The organism is Rhizobium sp. FG96 (assembly GCF_057808655.1).
In genome coordinates this window covers 1-23,826 of the sequence record NZ_JBMDIL010000002.1, presented here as the reverse complement: position 1 = coordinate 23,826, position 23,826 = coordinate 1, and the positions used below count along the sequence as shown (strand labels likewise).

27 protein-coding genes are annotated in these 23,826 nt (G+C 62.1%); 15 read left to right on the top strand and 12 right to left on the bottom strand.

Features of this window, described 5'->3' with window-relative positions; all coding sequences use genetic code 11:
* Positions 1–19: 19 nt before the first annotated feature.
* Together ACODR6_RS03405 and ACODR6_RS03400 are read right to left on the bottom strand one after the other, a co-directional pair.
* Positions 20–859, bottom strand: a complete 840-nt coding sequence (locus ACODR6_RS03405) for an amidohydrolase family protein (RefSeq protein ID WP_489020757.1) — start codon at positions 857–859, stop codon at positions 20–22.
* 54 nt (positions 860–913) lie between these two features.
* A complete protein-coding gene (locus tag ACODR6_RS03400; protein ID WP_112712426.1) occupies positions 914–1,699 on the bottom strand; it encodes an IclR family transcriptional regulator in 786 nt (261 codons plus the stop codon).
* 167 nt (positions 1,700–1,866) lie between these two features.
* Between ACODR6_RS03400 and ACODR6_RS03395 the strand changes: the two genes are divergently transcribed.
* The 10 genes from ACODR6_RS03395 (at position 1,867) to ACODR6_RS03350 (ending at position 10,783) form a co-directional block, all read left to right on the top strand.
* Positions 1,867–3,177, top strand: a complete 1,311-nt coding sequence (locus ACODR6_RS03395; RefSeq protein ID WP_489020754.1) for a type 2 periplasmic-binding domain-containing protein — start codon at positions 1,867–1,869, stop codon at positions 3,175–3,177.
* Between the two features lie 122 nt (positions 3,178–3,299).
* Entirely contained in the window at positions 3,300–4,193 is an 894-nt protein-coding gene (locus ACODR6_RS03390) for a carbohydrate ABC transporter permease (protein ID WP_130280031.1), read from the top strand.
* Positions 4,194–4,196: 3 nt separating this feature from the next.
* Positions 4,197–5,063 carry a carbohydrate ABC transporter permease gene (locus ACODR6_RS03385; RefSeq protein WP_130280029.1) on the top strand — a complete coding sequence of 289 codons (867 nt, stop codon included), beginning with the start codon at positions 4,197–4,199 and terminating at the stop codon, positions 5,061–5,063.
* Between the two features lie 6 nt (positions 5,064–5,069).
* The gene (locus tag ACODR6_RS03380; protein ID WP_489020751.1) at positions 5,070–6,167 is read left to right on the top strand and encodes an ABC transporter ATP-binding protein; all 1,098 of its coding nucleotides are present in this window, start codon (positions 5,070–5,072) and stop codon (positions 6,165–6,167) included.
* Positions 6,168–6,183: 16 nt separating this feature from the next.
* Positions 6,184–7,296, top strand: coding sequence for a mandelate racemase/muconate lactonizing enzyme family protein (locus ACODR6_RS03375; protein ID WP_489020749.1), 1,113 nt, complete (start codon positions 6,184–6,186; stop codon positions 7,294–7,296).
* An 11-nt stretch (positions 7,297–7,307) separates the two neighbouring features.
* Positions 7,308–7,637, top strand: coding sequence for an L-rhamnose mutarotase (locus ACODR6_RS03370; RefSeq protein WP_112712414.1), 330 nt, complete (start codon positions 7,308–7,310; stop codon positions 7,635–7,637).
* Positions 7,630–8,709: a Gfo/Idh/MocA family protein gene (locus tag ACODR6_RS03365; RefSeq protein ID WP_203431108.1), complete on the top strand. Its 1,080-nt coding sequence runs from the start codon at positions 7,630–7,632 to the stop codon at positions 8,707–8,709. The genes ACODR6_RS03370 and ACODR6_RS03365 overlap by 8 nt, the downstream gene beginning before the upstream one ends.
* 4 nt (positions 8,710–8,713) lie before the next feature.
* A complete protein-coding gene (locus tag ACODR6_RS03360) occupies positions 8,714–9,169 on the top strand; it encodes a MaoC family dehydratase (protein WP_203431107.1) in 456 nt (151 codons plus the stop codon).
* Positions 9,170–9,173: 4 nt separating this feature from the next.
* Positions 9,174–9,908 carry an SDR family oxidoreductase gene (locus tag ACODR6_RS03355; protein WP_203431106.1) on the top strand — a complete coding sequence of 245 codons (735 nt, stop codon included), beginning with the start codon at positions 9,174–9,176 and terminating at the stop codon, positions 9,906–9,908.
* A gap of 29 nt (positions 9,909–9,937) precedes the next feature.
* The gene (locus ACODR6_RS03350) at positions 9,938–10,783 is read left to right on the top strand and encodes a fumarylacetoacetate hydrolase family protein (RefSeq protein WP_489020746.1); all 846 of its coding nucleotides are present in this window, start codon (positions 9,938–9,940) and stop codon (positions 10,781–10,783) included.
* Between the two features lie 66 nt (positions 10,784–10,849).
* On the opposite strand, the gene ACODR6_RS03345 is transcribed toward ACODR6_RS03350, so the two are convergent.
* Positions 10,850–12,751: a potassium transporter Kup gene (locus ACODR6_RS03345; protein ID WP_449097638.1), complete on the bottom strand. Its 1,902-nt coding sequence runs from the start codon at positions 12,749–12,751 to the stop codon at positions 10,850–10,852.
* A gap of 297 nt (positions 12,752–13,048) precedes the next feature.
* Between ACODR6_RS03345 and ACODR6_RS03340 the strand changes: the two genes are divergently transcribed.
* Positions 13,049–14,188, top strand: coding sequence for a sensor histidine kinase (locus tag ACODR6_RS03340; RefSeq protein ID WP_489020743.1), 1,140 nt, complete (start codon positions 13,049–13,051; stop codon positions 14,186–14,188).
* 3 nt (positions 14,189–14,191) lie between these two features.
* Here the strand turns inward: ACODR6_RS03340 and ACODR6_RS03335 are convergent, their stop codons facing one another.
* Together ACODR6_RS03335 and ACODR6_RS03330 are read right to left on the bottom strand one after the other, a co-directional pair.
* A complete protein-coding gene (locus ACODR6_RS03335) occupies positions 14,192–15,841 on the bottom strand; it encodes an acyltransferase (RefSeq protein ID WP_489020741.1) in 1,650 nt (549 codons plus the stop codon).
* Positions 15,842–15,858: 17 nt separating this feature from the next.
* Entirely contained in the window at positions 15,859–17,127 is a 1,269-nt protein-coding gene (locus ACODR6_RS03330; protein ID WP_489020739.1) for an ABC transporter substrate-binding protein, read from the bottom strand.
* 160 nt (positions 17,128–17,287) lie between these two features.
* Here ACODR6_RS03330 and ACODR6_RS03325 point away from each other — a divergent pair, with 160 nt between their 5' ends.
* The gene (locus tag ACODR6_RS03325) at positions 17,288–18,340 is read left to right on the top strand and encodes a LacI family DNA-binding transcriptional regulator (RefSeq protein ID WP_165402678.1); all 1,053 of its coding nucleotides are present in this window, start codon (positions 17,288–17,290) and stop codon (positions 18,338–18,340) included.
* Between the two features lie 41 nt (positions 18,341–18,381).
* Positions 18,382–19,680 (top strand): hypothetical protein, encoded by a 1,299-nt coding sequence (locus ACODR6_RS03320; protein ID WP_489020736.1) that lies wholly within the window; start codon positions 18,382–18,384, stop codon positions 19,678–19,680.
* On the opposite strand, the gene ACODR6_RS03315 is transcribed toward ACODR6_RS03320, so the two are convergent.
* The 5 genes from ACODR6_RS03315 to ACODR6_RS03295 are packed head-to-tail and all read right to left on the bottom strand — an operon-like array spanning position 19,677 to position 22,362.
* The gene (locus ACODR6_RS03315) at positions 19,677–20,255 is read right to left on the bottom strand and encodes a hypothetical protein (RefSeq protein WP_489020734.1); all 579 of its coding nucleotides are present in this window, start codon (positions 20,253–20,255) and stop codon (positions 19,677–19,679) included. The genes ACODR6_RS03320 and ACODR6_RS03315 overlap by 4 nt on opposite strands.
* On the bottom strand, positions 20,245–20,808 hold the full coding sequence (locus ACODR6_RS03310; RefSeq protein WP_489020732.1) for a hypothetical protein: 564 nt from the start codon (positions 20,806–20,808) through the stop codon (positions 20,245–20,247). Before ACODR6_RS03310 ends, ACODR6_RS03315 begins: the two co-directional genes overlap by 11 nt.
* Positions 20,805–21,392, bottom strand: a complete 588-nt coding sequence (locus ACODR6_RS03305) for a hypothetical protein (protein ID WP_489020730.1) — start codon at positions 21,390–21,392, stop codon at positions 20,805–20,807. The genes ACODR6_RS03310 and ACODR6_RS03305 overlap by 4 nt, the downstream gene beginning before the upstream one ends.
* A gap of 31 nt (positions 21,393–21,423) precedes the next feature.
* Positions 21,424–21,981, bottom strand: a complete 558-nt coding sequence (locus tag ACODR6_RS03300; RefSeq protein ID WP_489020728.1) for a DsbA family protein — start codon at positions 21,979–21,981, stop codon at positions 21,424–21,426.
* Positions 21,982–22,029: 48 nt separating this feature from the next.
* Positions 22,030–22,362 carry a DUF6665 family protein gene (locus ACODR6_RS03295; RefSeq protein WP_130280923.1) on the bottom strand — a complete coding sequence of 111 codons (333 nt, stop codon included), beginning with the start codon at positions 22,360–22,362 and terminating at the stop codon, positions 22,030–22,032.
* A gap of 161 nt (positions 22,363–22,523) precedes the next feature.
* Between ACODR6_RS03295 and ACODR6_RS03290 the strand changes: the two genes are divergently transcribed.
* Complete coding sequence (locus tag ACODR6_RS03290; protein ID WP_130280004.1) at positions 22,524–22,775, top strand: hypothetical protein; 252 nt, start codon at positions 22,524–22,526, stop codon at positions 22,773–22,775.
* Positions 22,776–22,790: 15 nt separating this feature from the next.
* Here the strand turns inward: ACODR6_RS03290 and ACODR6_RS03285 are convergent, their stop codons facing one another.
* Positions 22,791–22,961 (bottom strand): hypothetical protein, encoded by a 171-nt coding sequence (locus tag ACODR6_RS03285; protein ID WP_489020726.1) that lies wholly within the window; start codon positions 22,959–22,961, stop codon positions 22,791–22,793.
* Between the two features lie 193 nt (positions 22,962–23,154).
* Between ACODR6_RS03285 and ACODR6_RS03280 the strand changes: the two genes are divergently transcribed.
* Positions 23,155–23,361, top strand: coding sequence for a hypothetical protein (locus ACODR6_RS03280; protein WP_112712372.1), 207 nt, complete (start codon positions 23,155–23,157; stop codon positions 23,359–23,361).
* Here ACODR6_RS03280 and ACODR6_RS03275 read toward each other — a convergent pair.
* Positions 23,358–23,582 carry a hypothetical protein gene (locus ACODR6_RS03275; protein ID WP_130280000.1) on the bottom strand — a complete coding sequence of 75 codons (225 nt, stop codon included), beginning with the start codon at positions 23,580–23,582 and terminating at the stop codon, positions 23,358–23,360. The genes ACODR6_RS03280 and ACODR6_RS03275 overlap by 4 nt on opposite strands.
* Positions 23,583–23,826: the final 244 nt, after the last annotated feature.

Here is a 23,826-nt window from a genome sequence, read left to right as displayed (position 1 = left end):
CAGCGAGCGCCACGTCCGGTTAGCCGAGATTCCAGAGCTTCCTGGCGTTGCCCGAGAAGACCTTCGTCCGCTCGCTCTCGCTGTTGGCTGAAAATAGCGCATGGGTCGTCGCGACCCATGTCGAAAGGCCGCCGCCCAGCGTGCAGACCGGCCAGTCGCTGCCCCAGACGAGGCGATCCCAGCCAAAGCTTGACGTGACATGCTTGACATAGGGCCGCAGCGTCTCGACGTCCCAGGTCCCGGCATCGGCATAGGCGACGATGCCCGAGACCTTGCAGATGACGTTCGGCCGCTTGGCCATGTCACGGATGCCATCGTTCCAGGCGTCGTACGCGCCGCTGCTGATCGCCGGAACGCCGCAATGATCGAGGATGAATTGTACATCCGGCGCCAGATCGACGAGCGCCATCGCCCGCGTCATCTGATGCGGCAAAACGCAGAGGTCGAAGGTCAGGCCGGTGCCCGACATGCGCTTGATGTTTTCGCGAAACAGGGCGCCTTCGGAGAGATCGTCCGGAACGACGTGCAGAACGCGCCGGAAGCCCTTCACGAAGGGATCGGCCGCCTGACGCTCGAGATAGGCTGCAAAGCCTTCCTCCTCGGGGCGGCAGGAGGCGATGACGCCGCGGATCAGATTGCCGTCGCCTTGCGAAAGCTCCCGGACGACGTCCGTCTCCCGCTGGATTTCGCCGGGATAGACGTCGACTTCCATATGCAGCGCCGCATCGATGCCGCAGCGGCGGGCTTCCGTCGCATAGGTGCTATAGAGGAAGTCCTGATTGAGTGCCGGGACGCCGGAGAGCCAGGGATAGTTCAGTTTCGACTTGTTGATCAGGTGCAGGTGGGTGTCGATAAGCAAAGCGTCCTCCCCGTTTTGCGGCTTATGCAGAGATCATTCAGATAGGAAATAGGCCTAGAACTTCACGTTGACATCGGATCCGACGAGCAGCGACAGCTGTTCCGCCGTCTTCTGCAGGTGGGTGATCGTGCGGGTGATATCGGGCGCGCTTGGTGCGTTGACCAGCGCGATATAGGGGCAGGTGAGGGCGGCGATGCCGCGGCCATCGGGGCCCAGGATCGGTGCCGAAAGGTTGTAGACGCCGGCCGTCTGGGCGCTGGCCATCATCTCGTAGCCCCGCTCGCGGATCTGGTCGAGCCGCTCGTAGAATTCCGGCGTCAGCCGCGGGTCGTCCTTGCTGCGCACATGCTCGGCGATCATCAGTTCGCGCTCTTCGGCATCCCGGAAGGCCAACAGGACATGGCCGGAGCCGGTGTCGAACAGGTTCACATGCGAGCCGACGCGGATCGAAATGCCCCAATAATCCGGGGCTTCCTGCTGGGCGATGACAACCGCATAGCCGCGGTCGAAGACGGCGAGATGGTTTGCCTGCCGGCTCTTCTGCGCCAGATCGCGCATCAGCGGCGTCGCGAAGGAGGCCAGGCGGCGGGTCGGCGCATGCAGCTGCGAAAGGCCGAAGAGCTTCAGCGTCAGCGCAAAGCGATCACCTTCGAGCTTCGTCACATAGCCACGGCGCACCAGGCGGTCGAGCATGCGGTAGAACTCGTTCGGGCTGCGGTCGAGCCGCTTCGATATTTCCGCCTGCGTCAGGCCGTCCTCGACGCTGGCCAGCAGTTCCAAAATGTCGAGACCCTTGTCGAGCGCCGGGGCGCGGTAGCGGTCTGCGTCATCCATGTCCATGTGCGATCTCCCATGAATGATAGTTGCATATACGCAGACGGACCATTCGAGAAGGGAAAGTTCCGCTTGACGCAGGAACTTTCTTGTCGTTTGTATATAAACATAAAACTCATATGTGAGGAGAGTCGGCGAACTTGAACAAGGCCGCCGTTGTGGAGGAGAGGAATATGAAAAGATTGATAGCCAGCCTCGCGGCTGGGATTTCGCTATTTGCATCCGTGGCCAATGCGGCCGATCTGCCGGGCAAGTTTGAAGGTGTGACCATCGATGCCAAGCTGATCGGCGGCCAGCAGTACGAGCCGCTCTATGCGCGCATCGCCGAGTGGGAGAAGGAGACCGGCGCCAAGGTCAACGTTCTCTCGAAGAAGAACTATTTCGAACTCGACAAGGAAATGAAGTCGGACCTGGCTTCCGGCGACATCAAGTGGTGCGTCGGCTCCAACCATTCGTCCTTCGCGCCGATCTACGAAGGCCTCTATACCGACCTGAAGCCGCTTCTGCCGGCCGATGAAATCGCCAAGTTCGTCGACTCGACGATCTCGGCTTCGACGATCTCCGACAAGCTGGTCATGCTGCCGCGCGCCCAGTTCGACGTTTCGGCCATGTATTACCAGAAGAGCCTCTATACCGACGAAGCCAAGAAGAAGGCGTTTAAGGAAAAGTACGGCTATGACCTGGCGCCGCCGGACACGTGGAAGCAGGTTTCCGACCAGGCGATCTTCTTCGCCAACCCGCCGAATTTCTTCGGCACGCAGTTCCCCGGCAAGGAAGAGGCTATCAACGGACGCTTTTTCGAAATGCTGGTCGCCGAGGGCGGCGAATATCTCGACAAGGACGGCAAGCCGGCCTTCAATTCGGATGCCGGTGTGCGCGCTCTCGACTGGTTCGTGAACATGTACAAGGCGAAGGCCGTTCCGGCCGGCACGACCAACTACCTGTGGGATGACCTCGGCGCCGGCTTCGCATCGGGCACCGTGGCGCTCGATCTCGACTGGCCCGGCTGGGCTGCTTACTTCAACGACCCGAAAAACTCGAAGATTGCCGGCAATGTCGGCGTGATCGTCCAGCCTGCCGGTTCTTCTGGCAAGCGGACCGGCTGGTCCGGTCACCACGGCTTCTCGGTCACCGAAGCCTGCGAGCACAAGGATGCGGCGGCCTCGCTCGTCTGGTTCCTCACCAACGAGGATTCGCAGAAGATCGAAGCTGCGAACGGCACCCTGCCGACCCGCAAGGCGGTCTGGGACTGGGATATCCAGCAGGCTGCGAGCGACCCTTACAAGAAGGAAGCTCTCGGCGCCTTCCAGGAAGCCATGAAGCATGCCTTCCCGGTTCCGCGCACGCCTGAATGGATCGAGATTTCCAACGCGGTCTATCCGGAACTGCAGTCGGCCATCCTTGGCGACAAGACCTCTAAGGAGGCTCTCGACGCTGCAGCCGACAAGGCGACCAACATCCTCAAGGACGCTGGCGCTCTCTGATCCTGTCATAACAGGTCCCGCATCCGGAAACGGGTGCGGGGCTTCATTTTTGGAAGACCGGAGCTTCTTGCAGGCTCCCTCCTGCAGTCCAGGCGCCGGATATGGCGTGGACAGGTCGTTCGATGTTCAAAAAAATTCCGACACCCATTCTTCTGCTTCTGCCGGCCATCATCGTGCTCGCGGCGGTCGTCTTGGTTCCCCTGCTGCTGTCGCTTTACTCCAGTTTCACGCCGTTCCGGCTGACCCGGCCGCAGACGCTCTATGTGTTCGTCGGCCTGCGCAACTACATGCGCATCCTCACCGATCCGGTGTTTCTCGCTGCTTTCGTGCGCACCGTCGTGCTGCTGACGATCGCGCTCAATCTCGAAATGCTGCTCGGTCTCGGTCTGGCGCTGCTCGTCAACAAGGCGACCATGGGCCAGCGCGTGCTGCGCACTATGATGATGTTCCCGATGATGTTTTCGCCGGTGCTCGTCGGCTTCCAGTTCAAGTTCATGTTCAACGACAATGTCGGCCTGATCAACAATGCCCTGCAGGCGCTGGGGCTGACCGACAACGCAATCCCGTGGCTGATCGACGGCAATCTGGCGCTGTTTTCGATCGTCGTCGCCGAGGTCTGGTCGTCAACGGCGGTCTTCGCGATCCTGATCCTGTCAGGGCTGCTCGCCATGCCGCAGGAGCCGGTCGAGGCCGCCCGCGTCGATGGCTGTACGCCCTGGCAGACCTTCCGCTATGTCATCTGGCCGTTCCTGATGCCTTTCGCCTTCATCGCCATGACGATCCGCTCGCTCGACGTGGCGCGCGCCTATGACATCGTCAAGATCATGACGGATGGCGGACCGGCGCGGCGCACGGAGCTGCTCTGGACGCTTGTTGGCCGCACCGCCTATGCCGATGCGCAGATGGGCCTTGCCAATGCCATGGCCTATGTCTCGATCATCCTGTCTATCGCCTTCACCGTCTATTTCTTCCGGAAGCTGGCGCTCGCCCGCACCCAAATCGGCGCGGAGTGGTAAGCCATGGATCTCAACGCACAACAACGCCTGCGCCGCCGTATCGGCCGTGTCTTCTATCTGATCGGCCTGTTCCTGGCGATGCTCGTCATCTGCCTTCCAGGCTTCTGGATCGTGCTCAGCTCGCTGCGCCCACCGGTCGAAATCATGGCGAAGCCGCCGGTCTGGATCCCGAACGAGCTGTCGCTCGATGCCTACCGCGCGATGTTCTCGGGCATCGGCAAGGGCGGCATTCCGATCTGGGACTACTTCCGCAACTCGCTGATCATCTCGATCACCTCGACGGTGATCGCACTGGCGATCGGCATGTCCGGCGGTTACGCTTTCGCGCGCTTCCGCTTTGCCGGCAAGTCCGCGACCTTCCTCGGCCTGATGCTGACGCGGTCGGTGCCGGGCATTGCGCTGTCGCTGCCGCTTTTCATCGTCTATTCGCGCATCGGCATCATCGATACGCACTTCGGCCTGATCCTGACCTATGTGGCGCTCAACGTGCCCTTCACGATCTGGTTGATCGATGGCTTCTTCCGCCAGGTGCCGAAGGATCTGGCGGAAGCCGCGCAGATCGACGGCTGCACCCGCTGGCAGGCCTTCTGGAAGGTCGAGTTTCCGCTGGCCGGTCCCGGCATCGCCTCGGCAGGCATCTTCGCCTTCCTCACCTGCTGGAACGAGTACGCACTCGCCTCGCAGCTGACGCGTTCGGTCAACTCGAAGACCCTGCCGGTCGGCCTCCTCGATTACACGGCGGAGTTCACCATCGACTGGCGCGGCATGTGCGCGCTTGCGGTCGTCATGATCGTTCCGGCGCTGGCGCTCACCTTCATCATTCAAAAGCATCTCGTATCCGGCCTGACATTCGGCGCGGTCAAAGGTTGATTTCCCATGGCTCAGGTCTCCCTCAAGAAACTCGTCAAGCGCTACGGCGCGCTCGAAATCGTCCACGGCATTGATCTTGATATTGCCGACAAGGAGTTCATCGCGCTCGTCGGTCCGTCCGGCTGCGGCAAGTCCACGACGCTGCGCATGGTCGCCGGTCTGGAGCCGATTTCCGGCGGCGACATCGAAATCGGGGGCCGTGTCGTCAACGATCTGGCGCCGCGCGACCGCAACATCTCGATGGTCTTCCAGTCCTACGCGCTCTATCCGCATATGAGCGTGCGCGAGAACATGGGCTTCTCGCTGAAGATCGCCAAGGTGGCGCAGCCCGAGATCGATCAGCGTGTCAACGAGGCCGCGGCGATCCTCAGCCTCGAAGCCCTGATGGACCGCCGCCCGGCGCAACTCTCCGGTGGCCAGCGCCAGCGCGTCGCCATGGGCCGCGCCATCGTGCGCAATCCCGAGGTCTTCCTGTTCGACGAGCCGCTGTCGAACCTCGACGCCAAGCTGCGCACGCAGATGCGCACCGAGATCAAGAAGCTGCATGCCAAGGTGCAGGCAACGGTCATCTACGTCACCCACGACCAGGTCGAGGCTATGACGCTCGCCGATCGCATCGTCATCATGCGCGACGGTTATATCGAGCAGGTCGGCACCCCGGATGAAGTGTTCAAGCGTCCGGCAACCCGCTTCGTCGCGGGCTTCATCGGCTCGCCGCCGATGAACATTCTCGATGCCACTGTCGATGGCGACAGCGTCGTCTTCCCCAACGGCGATCGCCTGCCGCTGCCGGCGAAATTCAAGAGTGCGGTGACACAGGGTCAGAAGGTCACCTTCGGCCTGCGCCCCGACGATCTCTTCCCGACCGGTCACGGCCTGGTCACGGGAAGTGCATCGGAGGTTCACGAGGCGAGCCTCCCGGTCAGCATCACCGAGCCGCTCGGTAACGAAACGCTCGTCTTCGTCGAATTCGCCGGCCGCGAATGGGTGGCGCGCATGCTCAATCCGCGGGCGCTGGCAACGGGCGAGCAGATCAAGATGAGCTTCGACCTGTCACAGGCGCATCTGTTTGCAGCCGATACCGGCAAGAGCCTGGCAATCTGAGGGGGAGGAGAGAGACATGGCCCGCATCGAGAAAATTGAAATCCGCATGGTCGACCTTGCTCCCAAGGTCAAGCGCACGGATGCCATCCAGAGCTTCGTCAGCCAGGAAACCCCGATCGTCACGATCACCGATTCCGACGGCGCGACGGGCATTGGTTACAGCTACACGATCGGCACCGGTGGCTCGTCGATCATGCGGCTGCTGTCTGATCACCTCGTCCCGCTGCTGATCGGCGAGGATGCCGATTGCATCGAGGCGATCTGGCACAAGATGGAATTTGCAACGCACGCGACGACCATCGGCGCGATCACCGCCCTAGCGCTCGCCGCCGTCGATACCGCTCTCTGGGATCTCCGGGCCAAGAAGCAGGGCCTGCCGCTCTGGAAGCTGGCGGGCGGCGCGAAGGATAGCTGCCCGCTCTACACCACCGAAGGCGGCTGGCTGCATATCGAGAAGGAAGCGCTGGTCGAAGACGCGCTGCTGGCGAAGTCGAAGGGCTTTTCCGGCTCCAAGGTGAAGATCGGAAAGCCGCATGGCGCCGAAGACTATGCGCGCCTTTCGGCGGTGCGCGCCGCTGTCGGCGACGGCTTCGAGATCATGACGGATTGCAATCAGGGCTTCATGGTCGATGAAGTGATCCGCCGCGCCGCGCGCCTGAAGGAGCTCGACCTTGCCTGGATCGAAGAGCCGCTGCCGGCCGACGATCTCGATGGGCATATCCGCCTGTCGCGCTCGACTGCGACGCCAATTGCCGTCGGCGAGTCGATCTATTCGATCCGCCATTTCCGCGAATATATGCAGAAGGGCGCCTGCTCGATCGTCCAGGTCGATGTTGCCCGCATCGGTGGCATCACGCCCTGGCTCAAGGTCGCGCACGCCGCCGAGGCCTTCGATATCCCGGTCTGCCCGCACTTCCTGATGGAGCTGCATGTCAGCCTGGTCTGCGCCGTGCAGAACGGCAAATATGTCGAATACATTCCGCAGCTCGATCAGCTGACCACCAAGGGCATGGAGATCCGCGACGGCCGCGCGATCGCGCCGTCCGAACCAGGCCTCGGCATCAGCTGGGATTGGCAGGCCGTCGAGGCTCGCTCAATCAAGGAATTCACCCGAGAGTTTCGCGGCTGAGGAGAGTGGCCATGCAGCGCATGGGAATGGTTGTCGGGCTGAAACCCGAGAAGATCGCGGAGTACAAGGCCCTGCACGCGGCTGTCTGGCCGGAGATCCTGGCGCTGATCTCCGAATGCAACATCACCAACTATTCCATCTTCCTGAAAGAGCCTGAAAACCTGCTCTTCGGCTACTGGGAATATACCGGCGACGACTTCGACGCCGACATGGCGAAGATGGCGGCACATCCGAAGAACAAGGAGTGGTGGGCCGTCTGCATGCCGCAGCAGCAGCCGCTCGAAACCCGCAAGCCCGGCGAATGGTGGGCGATGATGGAGGAGGTCTTCCATCATGACTGAGGCCTTCGATCCAAGCCGTCTGCGGCAATCATGGCCGCGCCCCGCCAAGCCGCGCCCGATCGTGATCTTCGGGGCCGGAAGCATCGTCGGCGACGCGCACCTTCCGGCTTACAGGAAGGCCGGGTTTCCCGTCGCAGGCATCTTCGATCCCAATCATGCCAAGGCGAGCGCACTCGCCGAGCAATGGGGCACGGTCGCCTTCACCTCTGAAGACGACGCGCTCAAGACCGAAGGCGCGATCTTCGATCTGGCGACCCCGCCCGCTGCCCATGCCGCAATCCTGTCGAAGCTGCCGGAAGGGTCCTTCGCGCTGCTGCAAAAGCCGATGGGCAGCAATCTGCAGGAAGCGACGGAAATCCTGTCGCTCTGCCGTTCCCGGAGGATAAAGGCCGCCGTCAATTTCCAGCTGCGCTTCGCGCCGATGATGCTGGCGCTGAAGGATGCGATCGCCAGGGGGCATCTCGGCGAGGTCGTCGATTTCGACGCATGGCTGGCGCTGGCGACCCCGTGGGGTCTCTGGCCGTTCCTCAAGGGACTGCCGCGCATCGAGATCGCCATGCACTCGATCCATTATCTCGATGTCGTCAGGGACCTGCTCGGCAATCCGCTCGGCGTCCACGCCAAGACCATCGGCCATCCGAACCATGAGGTGGCGCAGACGCGCACCGCCGCGATCCTCGACTATGGCGACAGGATCCGGTGCGCGCTGTCGATCAATCACGACCACGATTTCGGGCGCCGGTTCCAGGCCTGCGAATTCCGTATTTGCGGAACGAAGGGTGCTGCCTATCTGAAGCTCGGCGTCAATCTCGACTATCCGCGCGGCGAGCCGGACGAACTCTGGATCAAGGCCAATGGCGCCGATGATTGGGTCTCGGTGCCGCTCGACGGAACCTGGTTCCCGGATGCCTTTGCCAACCGCATGGCAAACCTGCAGCGCTTTGCCTCCGGCGAAGACGATGCGCTCATCGGATCCGTCGAGGACGGATGGCAAACGATGGCGCTTGTCGAAGCCGCCTATCAATCGAGCGCGAGCCCGGCGACGCCGCTGAGCCCGCTGCCGAAGGAGTGATCCCGTGTCCGAACAGACCATCCATTACGAAGACTACGCGCTGAACGCCGTTCGCACGACGACGGGACGCACGATCACCGAAACCGACTTCGTGGTCCATGCCGGGCATACCGGCGATTTCTTTCCGCATCACATGGATGCCGAATTCGCCAAGACGATGCCCGGCGGCCAGCGGATCGCCCATGGCACGATGGTGTTCTCGATCGGCGTCGGGCTGACGGCGACGCTCATCAACCCGGTCGCCTTCTCCTACGGCTACGACCGCCTGCGCTTCGTCCGCCCCGTCCATATCGGCGATACGATCCGCACTCGCGTGACGATCTCCTCGAAGGAAGACGATCCGAAGCGACCGGATATGGGCCGCGTCGTCGAGCGTTGCGAAGTGCTGAACCAGCGCAATGAAGTCGTGCTCGCCGCAGACCACATCCTGCTCGTCGAGCGCAAACAGAAACAGGGATAGAACCATGACACAGGATTTGGCCGGCAAGACCGTTCTGATCACCGCTGCAGGGCAGGGGATCGGCCGGGCCTCGGCGATCGCCTTCCATCAGGCCGGTGCCAAAGTGCACGCGACCGATATCAACACCGAGACGCTGGCGCAGCTTAGCGCCGAGACCGGGATCTCGACCCACAAGCTCAACGTCCTCGACGAAGCGGCAGTGAACGCCTTGGTCTCCGAGATCGGCCGGGTCGACGTGCTGTTCAATTGCGCTGGGTTCGTCCATGCCGGATCGATCCTCGAAATGAAGGACAGCGATCTGGAATTTGCGCTCGACCTCAACGTCAAGGCGATGATCCGCACCATCCGTGCGGTGCTGCCCGGGATGCTGGAGCGCAAGGATGGCTCGATCATCAACATGGCTTCGGTCGCCTCGAGCATCAAGGGCGTGCCGAACCGCTTCGCCTACGGCGTGACCAAGGCGGCCGTCATCGGGCTGACCAAGTCGGTCGCCGCCGATTATGTCGCCCAGGGCGTCCGCTGCAACGCCATTTGCCCCGGCACCGTCGAGAGCCCGTCGCTGCAGGATCGCATGAAGGCACAGGGTGACTACGAGACGGCACGCGCCGCCTTCATCTCCCGCCAGCCGATGGGCCGCCTGGGGTCGCCAGAAGAGATCGCCGAGCTCGCCGTTTATCTCGCCGGCGCCACCTACACATCGGGCCAGGCCTACGCCATCGATGGCGGCTGGACGATCTGATTTCCGGAAGACAACAGAATGGAAGCATCATGAAATTTCTTCGTTACGGTGAAGCCGGTCAGGAAAAGCCCGGCCTTCTCGATGCCGGTGGCACGATCCGCGATCTCTCGGGCCATCTGACCGATCTCTCCGGCGCAGCGCTGAACCCCGATCGCCTCGCAGAACTGTCGCGCATCGATGCGAGCACGCTGCCTGCCGTCGACGGCAATCCGCGGCTCGGCGCCTGCGTGGCCGGAACCGGCAAGTTCATCTGCATCGGTCTCAACTATTCCGACCACGCCGCCGAGACCGGCGCCACCGTGCCGCCGGAGCCGATCATCTTCATGAAGGCGACCTCCGCCATTGTCGGTCCCAATGACGATCTCCTCATCCCGCGCGGTTCGGAAAAGACCGACTGGGAAGTCGAGCTCGGCATCGTTATCGGCAAGACCGCGAAATATGTCAGCGAAGCCGACGCGCTCGATTATGTCGCCGGCTATTGCACGATCCACGACGTCTCCGAACGCGCCTTCCAGATCGAGCGTTCCGGCCAGTGGACCAAAGGCAAGTCCTGCGACACGTTCGGTCCGACCGGTCCGTGGCTGGTCACCAAGGACGAGGTTCCCGATCCGCAGAACCTCGGCATGTGGCTGAAGGTCAATGGCGAGACGATGCAGAACGGCTCCAGCAAGACCATGGTCTATGGCGTTGCCTATCTCGTCTCCTATCTCAGCCAGTTCATGTCGCTGCACCCGGGCGACATTATCTCGACGGGCACGCCGCCCGGCGTCGGCATGGGCATGAAGCCGCCGCGCTATCTCAAGGCAGGCGACGTCGTCGAACTCGGCATCGAAAAGCTCGGCAACCAGCGCCAGGCCGTCAGGGCGGACATCTGACAGCTCCAGGCTGCCGGTGAGCAAGAGGCGGGGCATGAGCTCCGCCTCTTTCATTTTAAGAAGATGTCAGATCGTCGTCTGCAGCCCGAGTTCGACGACGCGGCCGGATGGCAGGCCGAAATAGTCGGTCGCATTCCCGGCATTCTGGGCAAGAACGATGAAGAGGCGGTCCTGCCAGAAGGGCATGCCGCCCTTCTTCGACGGCAGGAGCGTCCGCCGCGACAGGAAGAAGGAGGTCGACATGATGTCGAACTTCAGGCCGAGCTGGCGCACGAGCACGAGCGCGCGCGGGATGTTCGGCGTCTCCATATAGCCGAAGGTGATGATCAGCCGGCTGAACAGCGGATTGAAGCTCTCGAGGAAGATCTTCTCGTCATCAGGCACGAACGGCGTTGTCGCGGTGATGACGCTGAGAATGACGTTCTGTTCGTGGATCACCTTGTAGTGCTTGAGGCTGTGCAGCAGCGCCGTCGGCGCACCCTCGACATCGCTGGTCAGGAAGATCGCCGTGCCGGGAACGGTCGGTGGCCGCTTCTGCGCGAGACGATCGATGATCGAGGCGAGCGGGATCTCGTCTGCCCTGGTGCGGGCAATCAGCAAACGGCGTCCCGCCATCCAGGTGTACATGATCAGCCCCATCGTCGAGGCGACGGCAACCGGCACCCAGCCGCCATCGGCGAACTTGGCGACATTGGCGATGAAGAAGCCGCTGTCGATCAGGAACAGCGGCACGACGACGGCAGCGGCGGTTACCGGTTTCCAGTTCCAGATGCGGCGCATGACCACGAAGAGCAGGACACTGGTGATCACCATCTCGCCGGTCACGGCGATGCCGTAAGCAGCCGACAGTCCGCTCGAATTCTTGAAATAGAGCACGAGCGCGACGACGAAGATGAACAGGAACGAGTTCACCTGCGGCATGAAGATCTGCCCGGAATGGGTCTCCGAGGTGTGCAGGATCTGCAGGCGCGGCAGCAGATTGAGGTGCATCGCCTGGCGCACCAGCGAATAGGCGCCCGAGATCACCGCCTGGCTGGCAATGACCGTTGCGGCGGTCGCAAGGCAGACCATCGGCACGCGGGCCCATGGCGGATGCATGCCGAAGAACGGGTGCGCGGCCATCTCCGGATTGGCGAGAACAAAGGCGCCCTGTCCGAAATAGTTGAGCAGCAGGCACGGAAAGACGAGGCAGAACCATGCCATGACGATCGGCTTGCGGCCGAAATGGCCGAGATCGACATAGAGCGCCTCGGCGCCGGTGACGGCGAGGAAGACAGCGCCGAGAACGGTGATCGTCAGCCCGACATTGCTTGCGGCATAGGTGACCGCGTGAACGGGGTTGATCGCGCCGAGGACGGCCGGATCGTCGAGAATATGAATGCCGCCGCTGATGCCGAGCACGGCGAACCAGAGCGCCATGACCGGGCCGAAAACGGATGCCACGCCGCCGGTGCCGAAACGCTGGACGAAGAACAGGACGGCGATGATCGTCAGGGTGATCGGCACGATCCAGTCGGACAGCGCCGGTGCCACCACCTGAATGCCTTCGACCGCCGACAACACGGAAATCGCCGGCGTGATGATCGCGTCACCCAGGAACAGCGAGGCGCCGGCGACGCCAAGCACGAGCACCCAGACCGGCCGCCCGACAAGGCTCTGGCGCGCGAGCGTCATCAGGGAGAGCGTGCCGCCTTCGCCTCGGTTATCTGCCTTCAGAACGAAGGTCACGTATTTGACGGTTACGACGATCGTCAGCGCCCAGACGATCAGCGAGAGAATGCCCAGCACATTATCGCGATGCGATCCCGATCCCGCCGTCGCATGCAGCGCCTCTCTGAAAGCATAGAGCGGGCTGGTGCCGATATCGCCATAGACGACGCCCAAGGCTGCCAGAACGAGCGCGGGCAGACCATTTCGGGTCTCGTGCCCCAGCTCGGGATCTTCGGATCGCAATTGCGGGAATGTCAACGAAGGGGTCCTGTTTCGAGCTTCGTGTCAGCGAAGCAATGGCTGCTGCCTTGCGGCGATATGATTGATATCGGCAAACGCCTGATGTGCAAAGCTTCGAGACGGTCCATACACAATCAGCTTTCCAACGCCGTGGCCGGACTTTCGTTGCGTCGCATGCGCCGGTTGCGGCAATTTTGGAGGGCGATATCTTTGAAAATATAAATCGATCCGGTTGTTAGACGTATCCCATCAAAACCTGTAGGATGCCACCTTGAGTGGTCGAGAAGCGGCCGCCGGCCCCGGAAGGAGGCCGCTATGACATCCCTGGATTACACAGATCAGCAAGCGACGCCGCTCGCCGTCCTGACGCACGCGATTGCGCAGCTTGCCGGCGCGCGCGACGCCAGCCATGTCGTCGAGATCATCCGCGCCACCGCGCGCAGCATGATCGGCTGCCAGGGCATCGCCGTGATCCGGAAAGAGGACGACCTCTGCCACTATATCGAAGAGGATGCGATCGGCGCGCTCTGGAAGGGACAGAAATTCCCGGCATCGGCCTGCGTCAGCGGCTGGGCGATGGCCGAGCGCAAGACGATCGTCATTCCCGATATCGACCACGAGGACCGCGTTCCGCGGGAGCTCTATCAGGACACGTTCGTTCGCGCGATCGCCATGACGCCGGTGCGTCCACAGGATCCGATCGGTGCGATCGGCGCCTATTGGGCGGCACCCTATCGGCCGACGAGAATGGAGATCGAGATTCTCGAAGCGCTGGCAAGTGCGGCGGCAACGGCGATCGAAAACGTCCGGCTGATCGTCGCGCTGTCAGGCGCGCTGGAGGAGGCGGAACTCGCACGCGATGAACTGCGCCACCGGGTCAAGAATGCCTATATGGGTGCGCAGAGCCTGGCTAAGCTCTCGATAAAGGGCGAAGCCGCCGACGATCTCGTCGGGCGTATCCAGGCGCTTTCGCGCGCTCATTCGCTGCTCGACGAGCGCATGTCGCGGGATGCCAGCATCGACATCCGCGATCTTATCGAGATCGAGGTCGAGCCCTACAGGAACACGGCGCCCGGACGGATCGTGCTCAGCGGTCCCTCGATGGAGATTGACAGTACCCGGGCCGTGCCCTTGGGGCTCTCTATCAACGAGCTTGCAACGAACGCGCTGAAGCACGGCGCGCTGTCGATCGAATCGGGCACGGTCGAAATCACATGGTCGCGGAATGGCGAGGCCATTTCTCTCTCGTGGATCGAGACGAATGGACCGCGCGTTGGAAATATCGGCCGGACCGGGGAGGGATCGGGCCTGCTCGCCCGCCTCGTCGAGCGCCAGCTTCGCGGCACGCTGGAGCATATTTTCGATCCCGCAGGCGTCCGCTGCCGGATTGCCTTCCGGCAGGGCGAGCATCCGCGCGTACCGGTGGGCGTTTCCCTCCCGGTGGCCGGTAAGTAGCGCCTAAAGCCCGAGACCGACGGTTTCGGTGCGATGGACACCTTTGGGAACGAAGGCAAAGGCGCCAGCAAGCCCGAGATAGTCGGCGGCGAGATGAACGACCGAGAGCCACATCTCGGTGCCCTGAAGGCTCGCCGGGCTACCGTCGGCAAAGGCAAAACCTTCGCCATCCTGCCATCGATCGAGCGCTCTTACGATGATCTTGCGCGCAATCTCTTCGCCATCGCCGCGCCGGTAATCGGTCTGCCGCGCGATCAGCAGCAACGGGTGGATCGTGTCGAGGAGATTGCACGCGGTGTATTTGGCGCCGGTGAAACCCTCGTGATTGCGGTAGTTCAGCAGCACCGTTTCGAAGGATGCCTGCGGGTTCGGAAGCGGAAGCCCGAATTGCGCATAGGTGCCGCGGGTCAGGCGGTAGAAGCCGTTGACCGGCTGCAGCCAGCCTTCGAGCGCTGTGGGCTCGCCCCAAAGGCCGGTCGCCTTGTTGATATGGCGGGTGAGCCAATCGAAGAGCGCCTGGCGCGGTTGCTCGACATTGAAATAGCGGGCGTTGAAATACATCGCCGTTCCTATCGCGTCGACGACGCTCCCGGCACTCCAGGCCGATGTTTTCCAGGGCAGACCCGAAAGCCACCGGCCGAGCTCGGTCTCATCGATCTGCACCGCCTGGATAGCCTGGCGTGGACGCGATCCGAGCACTTCGAGCGCGTAGCCGACCGAAAGGACGTTATAGAGTGCCTTCGGATCTTCCCGGAGCGGACGATCCCGCGGCGTATTCTCGTCAGGGAAGAGACCGGTCTCCTCGTCCTGCAGGCTCTGCAGAAGCTCGACCGTCGCCGTCGCATCGAGGCCCGGCGGAAGTGCCCCGAAACCTGCGGCAATCTCGATCGCATCGTTGAGATGCCGGGCGGCCGGGCGACTGATGCCGTCGGCTTCCAGCGATTCATAGACTTCGGCGGTTTTCCATCGCCCGAGAATTTCGGGCCACTGCGCCTGCGCCTTGTTGCCCAGCTTCTGAAGCCGGTCCTCGATGCCGCCGGAAGCGGAGAGGCGGGAGGGGGCGCCGCGCTTGCGGATGACGCGCGCGGGCACGCCGCCGGCAATCGACATCGGCGGGATCTCGCCGGCGACGACGGCGCCCGCGGCGATCACCGCGCCGCTGCCGATGATTGCGCCGTCAAGAATGACGGCATTGGCGCCGATCCACACATCGTCGCCAATCGTGATGCCCGTGGTCGTCACTTTCTGGCGGTGGATCGGCAGGCTGGTGTCATCGAAGCCATGGTTGAAGCCGACGATCGATGCATGCGATGCGATCCTGACACCATTGCCGCAGGCGACTTTTCCGGAGATGCAGGCATAGGGGTTGACGGTGCAATCGTCGCCGAACGTGATGTCGCCCCTGACCAGCGCATGGCCGGCAATCCAGGACCGCTCGCCCATCTTCAGCCTCTCGGTGAAGACGGCGGCTTGCTCGGCAATGTAGGCCGTCTGCGCCAGCTCAGCTCCGCATGCCTTCTGGAGTGCCGCCTTGCGTGCCAGGTGCGCCGGATGAAGCAGGTCGCCGGCCACATGTTCCCAGGGCAGGAACTGCAGCCGGCGCGCTTCATCCTCTTTATCCACGGCCGGGTTCGGATTGTTTCGCTGATCCATGATCGTCTCGCTGCGGTCTAGCCGCCCAGTATGCGCTTGCCTTCCGACATCAGCTGCTTGCCGGCGTCGGACGGCGAGATCTGCTCGAAGGCCAGGCTGTCGGCCGTTGCCGTCAAAACCTGCTGCGAAAACTCCGCAGCTCCGATCGGGATGGCGGGCGGATAGGGCCCGACCCGGTCCTTCAGTGAGGCGATATAGTCGATCGTCTGCTTCGAGATCTTGTCGCCGGTCGCCGCCACGTCACCCTGGATCTTGGTATTCACGGGCACGCCGCGCTCGGTTCCAAGCGCATGTCCGGCATTGGTGTCATTGACGAAGAAGTTGATGAACTTGGCCGCCGTCTCCGGCGATTTCGACCAGGGTGAGATGGACCATAGCGTCGAGGGGCGGTAAAACAACCCCGAAGGGCCGCCGGCATCCTGTACCGGGAGCGAACCGATCGACATCTCGGATTTTGCAAGCGCGCCGTAGCCGGCAAGCTGGTTGGAGTAAGCAAAAGCCATGACGGCATTGCCGCTGGCGATCGGGTTCGTCTCGATATTCCCCTTGTCGAGCGCCTGGATGTCGGCGGTGACGCAAGCGCCCGCCTTGGCCATCTGGTCCCAATAGTCGAACCATTCGATCGCATCCGCCTCTTCGAAGCCGAGATATCCGTCCTGCGTGAACAGCGTCTTGCCGCGCTGGCGCAGCCAGACTTCGAAGACGAAGCTGTAGCGCGCGCCGTTGCCGACGGCGAAGAGGTTTCCGGAACCCGCCGCCTTCTTTAAATCGGTGCAGATCGTCTTGAATTGGTCCCAGGTGGTGGTCGCCGTGGGCGCGGGAACGCCCGCTTTCTCCAAAGCAGTCTTGTCGACGATGAGCGCGGCGGCGTTCAGCGATGTCGGTATGCCCGTCAGCTTGCCGTCGACCGTTCCGAGATCGAGGGCGCCGGGCGAGAAATCCTTTGAGGCGATGATACTGTCGCGGAACGGTGAAAGATCGAGCGTCGCGCCGCGGCGCGAATAATCGGCAAAGGTCACCGGCTCCAGGGCGAAGACATCGGGAACATTGCGGCCGGCAACCATCGTCGCGAGCTTCACCCAATAGTCAGACGTGGCGACCTGCCCGACGAATTTCGCGTCAGGAGTGGCGGCTTCGAACTGCTTGATGACTTCGCCGGTCCGTTTCGCGCGGTCGGGATTTCCCCACCAGAAGACCCGCAGCGATTCTTCCGCCGCCATGGCGCGAGGAATGTCGATGACCGCTGCCGCGAGTGCGCTTGCGATAAATTCCCTTCGTCTCAGCATCTTCCCCTCCCAGGTCAATGCCGCCCGCTTGATGCGGCGACAGGGCAACGATAAACGAAAATGTGATGCAGGAAAGAAAAATTTCGTACTGAACGAAAATTTCTTCCTCATCTGGTGAAGGGCGCTTTTCTCGTGCTAGATGGAATGCGAGGAGAGCCCAATGTCACGCAGATCGAGAATTGCCGATATTGCCGAAGCCGCAGGCGTTTCGATTGCGTCGGTCTCCAAGGCGCTCAACAACCGCTCCGGCGTCGGCAACGAAAGCCGCGAGCGCATCCTCGAAGCGGCCGCGCGTCTCGACTACCGGCACAGGAACAACGATCTGGCCGAGGCCTTTCCCTCCGGCCTTGCCGTGGTGACGACGGCGGCGCTCTATCTCAATTCGAAATTCTACGAAGGCGTCATTCAGGGCGCGCTCGATGCGGCGCGCGAGGCTGGCATCGATGCCAAGGTCAATCTGCTGACGCCCGATATCGAGACCGGAAGCGTCAATGTCGAGAACCTGCTTGCGGCCGAAGGCGCGTCCCTTCTGCTCGTCGGGCTCGATCATCCCGTCCTCATCGAGCAGGTCGTCAGGAGCAGGGCGCCGGCTGTCATCGTCAATGGTATCGACCGGACGATGCGGATCTCCTGCGTCTTGCCGGATAACCGTTCGGCCGGATGGCTGGCGACGACGCGGCTCCTGTCGGAGGGGCATACCGAGATCGTCCATGTCAGCCGTCTGTTCAGGACCTCGCTCAAGGAGCGCTTCGACGGCTTCCGCGATGCCATGCAGGAGGCGGGCATTGCGATCGATCCCGAACGGCATCTGTTCGACCTGACGGCCGCCGGTATTCTTGAGCCGGATACCTCCAAGGCGCTTATCGAAGCCATGCAGAAGGGCCGCTTCGAGAAGGCAACGGCTTTCGTCTGCAGCAACGACATCATGGCGCTCGGCGTGGTCGATGCACTGCGCGGGCGCGGCCACAGCATCCCGCGCGATTTCTCCGTCATCGGCATGGACGACATCTCGATTGCCCAGCACAGCAACCCGCCACTGACGACGATGAGGATCGAGCGCGAGGAGCTCGGACGCGTTGGTTGGGAAATCCTGAAGGAAAGGGCGCTGAACCCGGATGCCAGGGTGCGGCGCGTGGGGATGTCCGTCAGGCTCATCGAGCGCGCCACCGTCGGCCCGCCGCGCCACTATCTCCGCTCCTCGCCAAATCGATAGGCGGGGTGGCGTTTTCCGGTGTGCCGGTTAGTATCACAGGCATGACCGCGCTCGTTCAGGACAGCACTTCGCCGGTGCGCCCGCTCTTCCGGCTTCCCTCTCTGACGCTTCGTCTTCTGTGGCGGTTCTGGCCGCAACTGATGGCGCTCTGGCTGGTCGGCGTTATCGGCAACGCTGTATTGAACGAGATGGCCGTGATGCTTGGGCGATTGAATGGCATCGCCGGCCTGTCGATGCTCGCCTTCGTCGTTCTCCTCAAGCTCGTGATCATCGTCGCCTTGTTCCAGACGGTAAGGCCGGGCCTGCCCGCGCTCGATGCCGCCTCGCGCACTGCCGAGGCGCGGCCGGAGAGGGCGAAGGGTTCGGACTCCGGAGCTTCCGGCTTCACCTCGGCTTTGGCGCTGACGCTTCTGCCGTTCTTTGCCTACTACACCGCCTGGGGCCTGCTCGGCGATACTATCCGCGAATATTCGAAACTCTCCTTCGACCTGACGATGTTTGGCGAGGACGCCAATATTCTGGAGTTTTCGACAAGCACCTGGCTCATCGCCTCGGTTGCCATCGCCTGGGCGGTGCGCCGGTTTGCCAAGGCGATGCACAAGCGCTCGAAGTCGCCGGTCTGGCCGCTGGTGATCGTCGTCTGCGACGCCAACTGGGCCTTTATCGGTCTTTATGTGATTTCAAGTTGGGAAGACGAGATCAGGGCCTGGGTCGCCCACCTGCCGGAGGCAATCGGCCAGTTGTTTGCCGCGCTCGACCCCATCGGAAACGCGATCGCCGCGACAACCTTTCCGCCGACGGCGGAAGCGGCGTCGATCAGCACCTATGATCAGATCCGCAACCTGTTCTTCTACGCCGTCTATCCGGCGGTGTGGCTGACGCTCGCCGCAATCATCTACGGCTATGACATCAATGGCGAGCGGCCGATGACCGAAGGGCGCATCGCCCGCATCGTGTCGCGCTGGGACGGGCTGCCCTCATTCATCCGCGATTTCATTGCCCATTTCATCGCCGGGACGGCGAAGCGCTACAGGGCGCTGGCGGAAGGCATCGGGCTGGCGATCGGCTCCGGTCTCGCCTTGGCCCTCAGCGTCATCGTGCTTTACCGGGTGCTGGATTGGGCGGCTGCCTGGGCCTGGTATGGAACTGCCAATCTGATCGGTCCCCACGACCTTCACACCTGGCAGATCATCTCGCAGGGGATATCGCTGTTTCTCGGAAGCCCGAGTGCGCCCGGCGATGTCGGCGTTCTCGTCATCCCGGTGAAAATCTGCCTGCTTGCCGCTGCGCTCGAAATCGGCTTCGCGCAGGGCCGCGAGTGGCGGCGCAGCGCCAGCTAGTTCTGCTGCAAGCCGAGCGGCAGGGCCAGAGCCTCCGGCCGCGTCGACGCAAAGCTCAGCCTTGCCTGAAGCGACTGCGCCGCGCTGGCGGGGATCACGAATTTTTCCTCGATCTCGACCTCGGCATCCCTGGCCGGCGGCTGGCGGGATGCTGCTGCGCATCCCTCGACCGGCTTTGCCTGTGGATCGAGCGTGCGGCTGATCGTGTCGGAGGAGATGAAATCGAGCGGCGCCCATTCCCGGCCGCTGCCGTCGGTCAGCGACATCGTGCAATCGAACCAGCCATCGCCGATCTCGCCTTCCGCCTTCGCGGCGAGGCGAACGATCAGCAGCCGCCTTTCGCCGGGAAAGGTCACCTTGGTATCGCGGCCATCGCCGATCAGCCGGACCTTTTCGATTCTCCAGAGGGCCCCGGCGTAAGGCGTCTGCTCGCTATTCTCGCGAATGCTGAGCTCGTTGCGCTGTACATAGTCCTCGATATTGCGCCAGGCAAAGACGCCGTAGCTGGCAACCAGCAGGATTGGAAGCGCGCAAATGGACAGCAGACGGAAGCGGCGTTCGGTTCTAGAGCCCATTTTCGCCGATCTCCGCAATCTTGCGTGTCTCGATGCCGTTCTGATCGAGACGGATGTGGATCTCCGCGTCGAGCTGCGGTCCCGGTTGGCGCGAGACGATGAGGGTCATGCCGGCGGTTTCCGCTTCCGGCATTTCAAAGATGAAGAGGCCGCTGGCCGGAAGGCCGGGCTGCAGCGTCTTGTCGCTGAAAAGCTGCGGCGCGCCATCGGCGCGGTGGGTCTGCCGGTAAAGCCGGCCGGAGGCGCCCTCGATCGCCGCGGCGCGGAGCGGCATGGTCTCGTGCTTCGTCTCGGCATCGGCGGTGACGATCACGAAAATCCCTTGCGTATCGAGCGACACCGGGCTGCCATACCGCTTGAAGGCGAGGGTTTTCGCCCGCAGGACCTTGTTGGCCTTGAGGCTGAAGATGTCGCTTTCGACTGTCTGGTGCTGCGGACCGAAGGTTTCGAGCGGGCCGGTCAGCACGGCATAGGACGGCGTTGTCGAATGCAGAAATGCCAGCACGGCAAAGGCGGCGACGACCAGCAACAGCGATGTCAGAAGCCGCATCATTGCGCCGCTCCCTGCTGCGAAAGCGGCAGCTCGACCTTGGCGACGTCGCTCGCCGGAAACCAGCCGGGCGCCGCATAGAGATTGTCCTTCGCCTTGTAGGTGGTTCCGGCAATGGTGAGGCTCAGCCTGTCCGGCAGTTTCTGCGAGGCCGGCACCTGCCAGACAACAGCGATCTTCTCGGGCATCAGGGGCTGCAGATCCCAGAGTGTGCCCCGATCGCGCATCAGGTAGAATTGCGGCTCCGGCGCATCCGCCAGATCCGGCCTGATCGTTTTCCTGTAGAGGTTGGAGCTTTCCTCTGTGATATTCTCCAGCGCCGCCTCAACGACAAGCGCCTTCTTGCCGTCGGGAATGCGTGAACCGTCAGGCATTTCGCTCGAAACCTGCGCCGAATAGAGCGTCACATTCCACTGGCCGCTATCGACCGAGGTGCCCGGCGCGACCGTCGCAATCTCGCCCGCCGTCCGCGCCTGATAGAGCGACAGGCCGAGCGAAAGCGCTGCGGCCGCAAAGCCGCCGATCCCGGCAATGAGCTTTGCCGTGAACGCCTTTCTCGCTTTCTGACTTCTCGATGGCTGCTTCATGCGTCAATCGGTTCGCGCTTGTCAGGCGCTCTCACCCCACAAGCTTCTTGGCCCAGACTTCGATCTCGTCTCCGCTGCCGAGATCGGCCTGGACCAATCCGTCGATCATGAAGGTGGGCGAGACATGGATGCCGTTCTGGCGGGCATACTTGGCATGCCATTTGATCTCGCGGTCGAGATCGGGGATCGCGAAGGCTTCGGCGAGCTGGAGGCCGCTGTAATTGGCGATCCGCTTGAGGATGTCATTCGGCGTCGCGTCCATGTTGGGGCCGCCGGCGTGGTGGGTGAACTCGAATTCCTCGCGGTGATCGCCGACGGAAGCGAGCACTTTCCTGGCGCTTTCCTTGCCGCCCTCAAGCGTCGATGCCGCCAGAATGGCGCGGACGATGACACCCGAAAACATGTGCCAGGGCTGGGACTGCAGGCGGATCTTGATGGTGATGCGATCCTCTCCGGCAAGTTTCAGCAGGCCGTCGAGCTTGCGGAACGCCTTGACGGAATAGGGGCAGGTCGGCTCCAGAAAAACCTCGAAGATCCGCTTTCCGTTGCCCCATTCCAATGGGTCGGCTTTCCAGTTCGTCATGCTCATCGTCGATGTTCCTCGGGATTGATATTTCGGGATTGGTGGGGCGGCAGGCTATCGCCGCGGGGCTGCGCCGAGACGCGCAAGCACGTGGTTGGGAATGCCGTAACGCTGGATGACATCGCGGGTGTTGCGCAATCCGCAAATGTCGCGCTGCACGAAAAGCGCCCAGACGGCCTGCGCTGCCGTATCGACGAGCTGCTCGCGCTCGGCTACCGGCACGCCCTTCTCTTCGGCTGTCTTGAGAGAAGAAAGAGCCTGCTCGACGGACAATCCCTGGCGGCCAAGCGAACTCGCGCGTTCAGCCGCCAGCTCATATTCGAGGACGCCCAAGCCGGTCTCGACCAAGTTCGATGGGTTCAAGCTGCGGGGTGCGCGCATTGTCAGCCAATCAAATATGTCATCGCTATCCAAGGTCTTACACTATTGGCAGCAGCAAACGGAACCCTTGAACTGAGGCTAGGGAGAGATAGCTGACCATTCACAGGCGGCAGTCATGAAGTCGCCAAACTGATGGTTAATGCTGACGTCAAAGCGAGGAGGTAAGCGTGTCAGTCACTGATGATCGCTATGTCGAGATAACGACCCATCTGCGCTCGGCGCAGTCGTTTTGTGACTTCCTGTCGAAGGGAGGCACCGTTCGCGTCGCCCAATCCGACGGCGGTGCTTTCAAGGATGTGACCGCCGAGCTTCTGTTGCGGCAGCAGAATGAGGTGCAGCGGCTGAAGCAGGTGCGCAGAACCCTGTTTCCCGATCGCGCCGACGAAGATTTCCAGCCGGGCCTCTACAGCCACCACTGAAATGATTTCCAACAATCAGGCGGCGAGCGGCTCCCGCTGCTTGCCCTTGCTGCCGAGCTGACGATTCCGGTCGTTGGCAGCGGTTTCCATGACCTTGGCAAAGTCGCCCAGGCTCACCTTGTCGGCGCGCAGCAGCAGCCGGATCAGCGGATCCTTCAGGGCTTCGGACATCGTCAAATCTTGCATGATCATCTCCATCTTTGCGAAGGAGATTACCACCGCTCTGTAAAGGCGGCATGTCGTGCCGGTGGCAAAACTAAGGCAAGGACATCGAAGATTTAGCGCGACTACAAAGTCTAATCAGTAATTTCTCATATAATATTTACGAATTGACGCGAAATTAGACAGAATCTCAAAGTCGATCTCTGGTGAGGCTGTCGTGTTTGTTGTGTCGATTATAGATGACGGCGACGAACGGAACTTTGTTGCTACCGATCTTCGCGTTGATCACGGCGATATCCTCATCGAGGCTGGCGGCGTTCGCCACCTCTTCAGATTGGCCGATGTCATCGACATCGTCCCGATTGGCAAGGAGCGGGCTGAGATCGCCCGCAGCCCAGCCTTCCGTTGCCGCCTGGTCAGCTAGCGTTGCCGTCTGAACTCGACGGTGATCACATTGTCAGGCTGCGTCTCGATCTGCGGCGCCACGAATTCTTCCTCGGGCTCCCGCGGACCATCCCTGACCGCGATCAACTCGCGCAGGTCGCGAATCGTGCGGTGCTGAAAGGCCACGACCTTCTTGTAGAAGTCGACGATGTCCTGATGTTCTTTCTGGGTGATGAATTGCTTTTCCAGCCGCTCGCTCATGGTGAAAGGCTCCTCTTCTATTCTGCAAACGAGCGAACCCGGCGCACGTTCCGTCTATCGAAAGCCTATGGTTAGCAAAGTGTTGCGCTTCGACGTGGGGCTGTTGCCGGGAGGAGACGGCGAGGCTGACGCCGCCGATATTCCGCCGCGGTTTCGTGGATTTCGCTTGAGCCGGGCGAAGCGGGATGACTAGCAGGCCGTTGAAAAAGGCGCTGGCACATATGCTGTTGTCGTGATTCACTCG

Coding starts and splice junctions, on each gene's coding strand:
- ACODR6_RS03300 (WP_489020728.1), bottom strand. CDS start 21,981: ATGAGCATGACGAACTGGAAAGCCGACCCATTGGAATGGGGCAACGGA.
- ACODR6_RS03400 (WP_112712426.1), bottom strand. CDS start 1,699: ATGGACATGGATGACGCAGACCGCTACCGCGCCCCGGCGCTCGACAAG.
- ACODR6_RS03340 (WP_489020743.1), top strand. CDS start 13,049: ATGACATCCCTGGATTACACAGATCAGCAAGCGACGCCGCTCGCCGTC.
- ACODR6_RS03380 (WP_489020751.1), top strand. CDS start 5,070: ATGGCTCAGGTCTCCCTCAAGAAACTCGTCAAGCGCTACGGCGCGCTC.
- ACODR6_RS03325 (WP_165402678.1), top strand. CDS start 17,288: ATGTCACGCAGATCGAGAATTGCCGATATTGCCGAAGCCGCAGGCGTT.
- ACODR6_RS03305 (WP_489020730.1), bottom strand. CDS start 21,392: ATGAAGCAGCCATCGAGAAGTCAGAAAGCGAGAAAGGCGTTCACGGCA.
- ACODR6_RS03285 (WP_489020726.1), bottom strand. CDS start 22,961: ATGCAAGATTTGACGATGTCCGAAGCCCTGAAGGATCCGCTGATCCGG.
- ACODR6_RS03335 (WP_489020741.1), bottom strand. CDS start 15,841: ATGGATCAGCGAAACAATCCGAACCCGGCCGTGGATAAAGAGGATGAA.
- ACODR6_RS03320 (WP_489020736.1), top strand. CDS start 18,382: ATGACCGCGCTCGTTCAGGACAGCACTTCGCCGGTGCGCCCGCTCTTC.
- ACODR6_RS03390 (WP_130280031.1), top strand. CDS start 3,300: ATGTTCAAAAAAATTCCGACACCCATTCTTCTGCTTCTGCCGGCCATC.
- ACODR6_RS03315 (WP_489020734.1), bottom strand. CDS start 20,255: ATGGGCTCTAGAACCGAACGCCGCTTCCGTCTGCTGTCCATTTGCGCG.
- ACODR6_RS03310 (WP_489020732.1), bottom strand. CDS start 20,808: ATGATGCGGCTTCTGACATCGCTGTTGCTGGTCGTCGCCGCCTTTGCC.
- ACODR6_RS03330 (WP_489020739.1), bottom strand. CDS start 17,127: ATGCTGAGACGAAGGGAATTTATCGCAAGCGCACTCGCGGCAGCGGTC.
- ACODR6_RS03355 (WP_203431106.1), top strand. CDS start 9,174: ATGACACAGGATTTGGCCGGCAAGACCGTTCTGATCACCGCTGCAGGG.
- ACODR6_RS03385 (WP_130280029.1), top strand. CDS start 4,197: ATGGATCTCAACGCACAACAACGCCTGCGCCGCCGTATCGGCCGTGTC.
- ACODR6_RS03395 (WP_489020754.1), top strand. CDS start 1,867: ATGAAAAGATTGATAGCCAGCCTCGCGGCTGGGATTTCGCTATTTGCA.
- ACODR6_RS03350 (WP_489020746.1), top strand. CDS start 9,938: ATGAAATTTCTTCGTTACGGTGAAGCCGGTCAGGAAAAGCCCGGCCTT.
- ACODR6_RS03365 (WP_203431108.1), top strand. CDS start 7,630: ATGACTGAGGCCTTCGATCCAAGCCGTCTGCGGCAATCATGGCCGCGC.
- ACODR6_RS03275 (WP_130280000.1), bottom strand. CDS start 23,582: ATGAGCGAGCGGCTGGAAAAGCAATTCATCACCCAGAAAGAACATCAG.
- ACODR6_RS03370 (WP_112712414.1), top strand. CDS start 7,308: ATGCAGCGCATGGGAATGGTTGTCGGGCTGAAACCCGAGAAGATCGCG.
- ACODR6_RS03375 (WP_489020749.1), top strand. CDS start 6,184: ATGGCCCGCATCGAGAAAATTGAAATCCGCATGGTCGACCTTGCTCCC.